The 6,148-nt window shown below is 72.8% G+C and carries 5 protein-coding genes; 2 read left to right on the top strand and 3 right to left on the bottom strand.

All coding sequences use genetic code 11. The annotated features are described in order from the left end of the window. The 3 genes from IEZ03_RS10370 to wecB all read right to left on the bottom strand — a co-directional run. On the bottom strand, window positions 1-1,782 hold a 1,782-nt coding region (locus IEZ03_RS10370; RefSeq protein ID WP_229808249.1), incomplete at its 3' end, for a glycosyltransferase family protein. A 63-nt stretch (window positions 1,783-1,845) separates the two neighbouring features. After that, on the bottom strand, window positions 1,846-2,544 hold the full coding sequence (locus IEZ03_RS10365; protein ID WP_184888778.1) for a hypothetical protein: 699 nt from the start codon (window positions 2,542-2,544) through the stop codon (window positions 1,846-1,848). Further along, complete coding sequence (gene wecB / locus IEZ03_RS10360) at window positions 2,537-3,637, bottom strand: non-hydrolyzing UDP-N-acetylglucosamine 2-epimerase (RefSeq protein WP_184888780.1); 1,101 nt, start codon at window positions 3,635-3,637, stop codon at window positions 2,537-2,539. The genes IEZ03_RS10365 and wecB overlap by 8 nt, the downstream gene beginning before the upstream one ends. Before the next feature lie 24 nt (window positions 3,638-3,661). On the opposite strand from wecB, the gene IEZ03_RS10355 reads away from it, so the two are divergent. Further along, window positions 3,662-5,098: a glycosyltransferase family 4 protein gene (locus IEZ03_RS10355; protein ID WP_184891033.1), complete on the top strand. Its 1,437-nt coding sequence runs from the start codon at window positions 3,662-3,664 to the stop codon at window positions 5,096-5,098. Between the two features lie 37 nt (window positions 5,099-5,135). Then, window positions 5,136-6,148 (top strand): nucleotide sugar dehydrogenase (locus IEZ03_RS10350; protein ID WP_229808248.1); only part of this gene is annotated, 1,013 nt, incomplete at its 3' end.

The following is a 6,148-nucleotide window of genomic DNA, read 5'->3' as shown; positions in this document are numbered from 1 at the left end:
GTGGGCCCGTTCCTCGTCCTTCTGCCAGATCCACCAGTAGTCCCAGGGCAGTTTCGATTTGACGAAGAGCGTGAAGCGGGAATCTTCGCGGCGGAGTTCCTCCAGGACGTCCAGGGCCAGATCGAGGCGTTTGCGGGACGGCGCGATGCCGATCATGCCCAGGTGGTGTTCGGCGCCGGGGAGTTTGCGGCGGTCGAGTTGGGCGTCGTCGACCCAGTTGGGGACGGTGACGACCTTCTCCGCGGGCCAGCCGGTCGTCTCCCGGGTGAGCGAGTTGTAGTGCGGGCTGACGCAGATGACGCGGTCGACGGCGTCGATCTTCAGTTGCTTCGGCCACGCCGCGTAGAGCTCGAAGCGGTGCAGGCGGACGAGGAGGCGCTGGTCCGGGCGCTTGTGCTCGGCGTACCAGAGGGCGTTGGGGCCGCACCATTCGCAGATGATGACGTCCGCCCAGTCGACCAGGTCTTCGCTGCGTTTCTCGTCGTGGGCCTTTAGGGCGGCCCAGTGGTCTACACGGATTTCCATGTCAGGGCGGGAGCGTAGGTAGTCGAGCAGGCGGGTGAAGAATTTGAGGTCGTGGCCCGCCACGCCCACGCGGAGGGGGCGTGACTTGACGGAGAGAACGGCCTGGGACGGCTCCGGGAAGGTCTGGGAAAGGTAGGTCCGGATGCGGTCGGCGGCGGCGTCCAGCGTGTATTCGGTGGCGGCCGTGCGGCAGCGGTCCGCGGCGAGCGTGAAGACGTCGGGGTTCTTGCCGATGAGGGTGAGGGCGTCCAGGACGTCGTCCTCGGTGGCGGCGAACAGCGGGTAGTCGGCGCCGAGGAGGCGTTCGTGCATGGGCGTCCGGTTGAGGACGACCGGGACGCCCAGCGTGCCGCACTCCAGGACCTTCGTGGACAGTTCGAGGCTCGCGTCCAGTGCAGGGTCGCGCCAGGAGAGGCCCACGTCGGAGGCGGCCGTCAGCCGCATCGCCTCGGCGCGCGGGTGGCCGCCGTGCCAGACCACGCCCTCGCCGGTCTCCAGCGCCGTCCGCATCCGGGACGCGAACCCAGGGTCGGCGGGATCGTCGTGGATCTTGTCGCCGACCACGTGGAGTTCGGCGTCCACGCCGCGCATGGCGAGCAGGCGCGGCAGGGAGGTCATCTCGTAGGTGTTCCAGCGCGGCGCGAACTTGCCCGTGTAGACGAGGCGGAGCGCGCGGCCGTCGGGGGCCCCGGCGGCGCGGGGCTCCAGCCCGTCGGGCAGGACGACGACGGGCGGGAACAGGACGCTCTTGCCCGCCGCGGCGGGGACGGCGCCCTCCAGGAAACCGCGGAGCTCCTCGGTCTGGCAGAGCAGCACGCGGGAGGCGTCGGCGATCCGGCGCAGCTCGCCCTTGGCGGAGGCGGTGAACTCGGCGGCGGACTGCGGGACGTCGGTGAGGTACGTCCAGAGGCGTCCGGCGAGGGGGCCCATGGCGAGCTTGCCCGCGATGCGCCGCCCCCTGACGACGACCAGGTCGAACCCATGTCCCGGGGGGCGTGGGGGGTCGTCCCCCCTCGGGGAACGCTGTTCCTCCGCGTCGATGCGGGCGAGGATCGCGGCGGCGTGCCTGGCGGCCATGACGCCGTCCCAGAGGCCCTCGGCGTGCGGGCTGCGGACGGTGACGCCCGGCAGGGCGCGCAGCGGGTCGACGAGGCGTCCGGTCCGGACCGGGGCCTTGAGGACCAGGGTCACCTCGCAGCCGGCGCGGGACAGGGCCTGGACCATGCCCTGGGCCCAGATCGCCGAACCGTCGATCATGTTGAGATCGACGTCGCCGTAGACGAGGGCGCGTTGTCGCACGGTGGTTCCTTTCAACGGCCTTCAGCGGGAGAGTTCGAGGACTGCGGCGACCCGGCCGGCGTCCGCGAGGACGGCGTCCCAGGTCAGGGCCGCGAGGGTGGCGGGTGCCGGGCCGCCGCCGAGCAGGACGAGCGGCAGCGTGCGGGCCGCGGCGATCCGCCGGATCTCGTCCAGCGCGGCGTCCCGGTCGTACATGCCGGGTATGCCCAGGTACGCCCAGGGGCCGCCGGGTTCGCCGGCCGATGCGTCCACGACGACCATGTCCACGTCCGCCCGGTCGAGGACGATCGCGGCGTCGTGCGGGTACAGCGGGACGACCTCGACGTGCTCGGCCAGCTCGGAGGCCGTGCGCGGGGCGAGCACCCCCGCGGCGATAGGGCGGTCGCAGGGGCCGGCGACGAGCAGCCGGTTCTCGGGGCGGTCGACCCGGTCGGGCTGGACCGCCCCGCCGCCGCCCCTCCCGGACGCCGACACGGGGGCGTTGCGCTTGCGCCACAGCCGGTACAGGTCGCGCGGCAGGCGTCGCCCGCGCCGGGGGTTGCGCGCCGCCCCGGCGACGAGCCGCCCGAACTGCACGGCCGTCGAGGCTTCCAGCGCCGCGACCCGCTTCTCCAGCTCGGCGAGGCGCGCCTCGCGTTCGCGCAGCGTCGCCTTCAGGCGCCCGAGCTGCTGGTACGCCTTCGCCTCATGGCGCGCGCCGGTCCCGGCCTCGTCACTCACCCAGATACCTCATGATCACTTCGGCGATGCGGGGGCCGGCGTGGCCGTCCCACAGCGGCGGCTTGCGGTCGGCGGCGACCGGCCCCGACTCCAGGGCCTTCCGAACACCGGGCACCAGCTCCTCGAACGTGACGAGGCGGTTGGTGCCGTGGGTGATGGTGATGGGCCGCTCGGTGTTGGGCCGGACGGTCAGGCACGGGACGCCGAGGATCGTCGTCTCCTCCTGGAGTCCCCCCGAGTCCGTGACGACCGCCGCCGCCCCCCGCACGGCCGCGATGAAGTCGATGTACCCGAGCGGCTCCAGGATGTGCACCCCGGCGTGGTCGGCCAGCCCGGCGGCCAGCAGGTTCGCCCGGCCGCGCGGGTGCACGGGGATGACCAGGCCGGCGAGGTCGGCGACGCCGTGCAGGTGCCGGACGAGGGCCGCCGCCGTCTCGGGCGCGTCCACGTTCGCGGGGCGGTGCATCGTCGCCAGGACGTACCGGCCGGGCAGCCCGTGCTCCGCCCGGACCCGGTCCGTGTCGAACGAGCCGAGGTTCGCCAGCAGCGTGTCGATCATCGGGTTGCCGACGAGGTGGGTCCGGTGCACCGGGACGCCCTCGGCGGCCAGGTGCCCGATCCCCTCGGGGCTGGTGACCAGGCACAGCGCGGACAGCTGGTCGGTGATCCGCCGGTTGACCTCCTCCGGCATGGACATGTCGAAGCTGCGCAGCCCCGCCTCCACATGGGCGACGGGGATCTGCAGCTTGGCCGCGACGAGGGCGGCGGCGATCGTCGAGTTCACGTCGCCGTACACGATGACGAGCTCGGGTGAACGGCTCGTGAACTCCTGCTCCAGGCCGACGAGGAGCGCGGCGGTCTGCTCGGCGTGCCCGCCGGAGCCGACGCCGAGGTTGACGTCGGGTTCGGGCAGCCCCAGCTCGGTGAAGAAGATCTCCGACATCCGCGCGTCGTAGTGCTGGCCGGTGTGGACCACGGCCTGCTCGGCGCCGGCGGCGCGCAGCGCGCCGATCACCGGGGCGGCCTTGACGAAGTTCGGCCGCGCCCCGAGGACGTGCACGATGGGGGCCAACACGATTTCCCTTCTGTTCATCGGGGTCGCCTACGCTCGCCCGCCGTGCTCACAAAAAAGCCCGTCTACCTGGTGGGACTCGCCTGGCGGCAGGTCCGGGACGACCCGGGCCGGGCGTCCCGGCTCGCGGTCCGGCTGGTCGCCCGCACCCCGTTCGGCGCCCGGCTGCGCCGTTCCCCGCTCGTGGTCCCGAAGCCGCGGGACGTCCGGCGCGAGACGGCCGACCTGCGCCGCCTGCTGGCCCGTCCGACGTCCCCCCGAGCCCCCCTCCCCGAGCAGCCGCGGGGCAGGGCCGTCCTGCAGTTCGTGACGAACTCGCTTCCCGCCACGAACGCGGGATACACCGTCCGCACGCACCGGATCGCCCAGGCCCAGCGGGAGGCGGGCCTCGACACCCACGTGGTGACGCGGCTCGGGTATCCGCTGAGCCAGGGCCGCGGGGACGCGCGGGCGCGGGTGGACGTCGACGGCGTCCCGTACCACCGGCTGCTCCCCTGGCTGCCGCCCGCCGACCCGGTGCGGGCCGTCGCCAGGAGCGCCGACCTGGCCGGGCGGCTGGTCGCGGAGCTGCGGCCGGCCGTGCTGCACGCGGTCAGCAACCACCTGAACGCGGCCGTCGCGCTGGAGCTGGGGCGGCGGCACGGGCTGCCCGTCGTCTACGAGGTGCGCGGCTTCCTGGAGGACTCCTGGCTGTCGCGCGACCCCGCGCACCGCGAGGCGGACGAGTTCTACCGGCTGACCCGGGAGCTGGAGACGCGCCGCATGGCCGAGGCGGACGCGGTCGTGACGCTCGGCGAGGCCATGCGGGCGGAGATCGCGTCCCGCGGCGTCCCCGAGGAGAAGATCACCGTGGTGCCGAACGGGGTGGACGAGACGTTCCTCGAACCGCTCCCCGACCCCGGCGGCCTGCGTGAGCGGCTCGGCATCCGCGGGGACGCCCCGGTGGTCGGCCTCACGTCCTCGTTCTACGGCTACGAGGGCATCGACACGCTCATCGACGCGGCGGCGCTGCTGCGCGACCGGGGCTCGCCGGTCACGCTGCTGCTGGTCGGCGACGGCCCCGAGCGCGGCGCGCTCGAACGGCGCGCGGCCGGGCTCGGCGTGCACGCCGTGTTCACCGGCCGGGTGCCGATGGAGTCCGTTCGCCGATTCCACGCCGTCCTCGATGTGTTCGCGGTGCCGCGCCGTGCGGACCGGGTCTGCCGGTTGGTGACGCCCCTCAAGCCGATCGAGGCGATGGCCGGGGGAATCCCCGTCATAGCCAGTGATGTCAGGGCACTTCGCGAAATCGTGGAACCCGGCGTGACCGGCGCGTTAACAGTTCCGGAAGACCCGGAATCATGGGCGAATTGTCTGGAAGACCTGGCTTACAGTCCGGAAAGAAGGCAGAAAATCGGGCAGGCGGCCCGGGAATGGGTGCGGGCGGAACGCACCTGGCGCACCGTTACGGCCGGATACCGGACCGCCTACGCGATCCCCTGAACCGCGACCGCGTACATTCTGCGAAGGGAGCCACCGGGTGGATCTGGTGGTCATCGGACTCGGCTACGTCGGACTGCCGCTCGTGCGGGAGGCCTGCCGGGCCGGCCTGCGGGCCGGCGGCCTCGACCGCGACGCGCGCGTGGTCGCCGGGCTCAAGGCCGGGCTGTCGCACATCGACGACGTCTCGCCCGCCGACATAGAAGACATGCTGGAGGCCGGGTTCGTCCCGAGCCTGCACGAGGACGTCCTGGACGACGCCCGCACCGTGGTCATCTGCGTGCCGACGCCGCTGTCGCCGGAGGGCGGCCCCGACCTCACCGCGGTGCGCGGCGCGGCCGAGACGGTCGCCCGGCGCCTGGAGCCGGGGACGCTGGTGGTCCTGGAGTCGACCACGTACCCGGGCACCACCGAGGAGGTCGTCCGGCCGATCCTGGAGACGTCCGGGCTGGTCGCCGGGGAGGAGTTCCACCTGGCGTTCTCGCCGGAGCGGATCGACCCGGGCAACCCGGTCTACGGGGTGCGCAACACGCCGAAGATCGTGGGCGGGCTGACCCCGGCGTGCGCGTCGGCGGCGGCGGCGTTCTACGGCAAGTTCGTCGACCGGGTCGTGCAGGCCAGGGGCACCCGCGAGGCCGAGATGGCCAAGCTGCTGGAGAACACCTACCGGCACGTGAACATCGCGCTGGTCAACGAGATGGCGGTGTTCTGCAACGAGCTGGGCATCGACCTTTGGGACGCGATCGACTGCGCGGCCACCAAGCCGTTCGGCTTCCAGGCGTTCCGCCCGGGGCCGGGCGTCGGCGGGCACTGCATACCGATCGACCCGAACTACCTGTCGTACAAGGTCCGGTCGCTGGGCTACCCGTTCCGGTTCGTGGAGCTGGCCCAGGAGATCAACGACCGGATGCCCCGGTACGTCGCCGAACGCGCGCAGCAGCTCCTCAATCGGGAGGGACGCGCGCTGAAGGGCGCCAGGGTCCTGCTCCTCGGCGTCACCTACAAGGCCGACATCGCCGACCAGCGCGAATCGCCCGCCCGTCCGGTGGCGCG

It is taken from the genome of Actinomadura livida (genome assembly GCF_014648675.1).
GTDB lineage: Bacteria > Actinomycetota > Actinomycetes > Streptosporangiales > Streptosporangiaceae > Spirillospora > Spirillospora livida.
Note: the sequence above shows the minus strand (reverse complement) of the source record. Positions and strands in the feature narration are given on the sequence as shown.

What these genes read in the sequence shown, in the direction of transcription:
- wecB (WP_184888780.1), bottom strand. Translation starts at nt 3,637, where the DNA reads ATGAACAGAAGGGAAATCGTGTTGGCCCCCATCGTGCACGTCCTCGGG.